This window comes from Cupriavidus lacunae, from assembly GCF_003353055.1.
Taxonomy (GTDB): Bacteria; Pseudomonadota; Gammaproteobacteria; order Burkholderiales; family Burkholderiaceae; genus Cupriavidus; species Cupriavidus lacunae.
Genome location: NZ_QKWJ01000230.1, coordinates 1 through 1,269, shown reverse-complemented (window position 1 = coordinate 1,269; position 1,269 = coordinate 1). Strand labels below are relative to the sequence as shown.

Here is a 1,269-nt window from a genome sequence, read left to right as displayed (position 1 = left end):
CCTATGTCGATTCGGTTAAGTTGCCGTGACCCTTACCTACCTGCTAAGCCGATTCGATCCCGGTTAAGTTGGCGCGAGCCTTGCCTGCTGACCGATTGCCCAGATAAAACCAGCCAGTTCGCGTGCAATCGCCGTGCAGACCTGCACCGGCAGTTTGCCGCGGGCGCTCAGGTGACGATAGCGATGACACAGCCGTTTCTGCGCCTCCCAGGCAATCTCCTGGATCTCTGGCGTGGTGCGTTCAGCACGACGCTGCAGGGTGGCGGTCTTGCGCGCCGGATGCCGATAGGTCCAGGCCGCCTCGACCAGTACCCGCCGCACATGGCTGTTGCCAGCCTTGGTGATCCCGCCTCGTCGTTCGCGCTTGCCGCTGGAATGCTCGCTAGGCACCAGTCCGAGATAGGCCATCAACTGCGGCGCGTCAGTGAAGCGGCGCAGATCGCCAAGCTCGGCTACCACGGTCACGGCGGTGATCAGGCTGACGCCGCGCAGGGCCATCAGGGTCTCGATCACCGGCCAGACCGGGCTGTCTTGCAGCGCGCGCTCGATCTCCTGCTCCAGGCTTGCCACGCGTTGGCTGCAAGCCTTGACCGTGTCGATGTATTCCTGAAGCACGACCTGCTGCACCGGGTAGGCAAACTTGATCCCCTCGAGCCAGCGCCAGTGCGCCTGGGTCCAGCGAGACTTGCCGCCATAGCGGTAGCCATGCCGGGATAGGAACGACAACAATCTCTGTTTGGCCTGCCGTTGCAGATGCTTCATGTCCTCGCGTGCACGGGTGAGGTCGCGCAACGCCTCTTGCGCTTCGCCGGGGACCCAGACCGCAGTCAGCTCGCCGGCCCGGTGCAGCCGGGCCAGGTTCAGGCCGTCGCGGCGGTCAGTCTTGATGCGCTCACCTGGCTTTCTCGGGATCAGCGAAGGGGCGACCACCTCACAGTCCTGATTCAGATCACGCAGTTGCCGATACAGCACGTAGCCAGCCGGCCCCGCTTCATAGCAGAACGACAGCCGAGACCCGTCTCGTTTGAGCCGGGTGACCAGTTTTCTGACGGCCTCCGGCGTATTCTCGATCTCTCCCACATACCTGACGTCACCGCCGGTGTCCGCCACGGCCACGGCAATGGTGTCCTGATGGACATCCAGGCCCACGTACTTGCTAAACTTGTTCATGACCTGCCCCCTCAATTGTGGCTCTGGGCCGCTGGTTCAACACACCTCAAGCCTAATCCACGTCGCTTGAGGTGCGGCAGGTCAATACATTTTGTCTAG

1 protein-coding gene is annotated in these 1,269 nt (G+C 62.6%); it reads right to left on the bottom strand.

Annotation, left to right across the window (positions count from 1 at the left end; translation table 11 throughout):
• Positions 1-63 precede the first annotated feature (63 nt).
• The gene (locus DN412_RS42840; RefSeq protein WP_115216993.1) at positions 64-1,170 is read right to left on the bottom strand and encodes an IS110 family RNA-guided transposase; all 1,107 of its coding nucleotides are present in this window, start codon (positions 1,168-1,170) and stop codon (positions 64-66) included.
• Positions 1,171-1,269 lie beyond the last annotated feature (99 nt).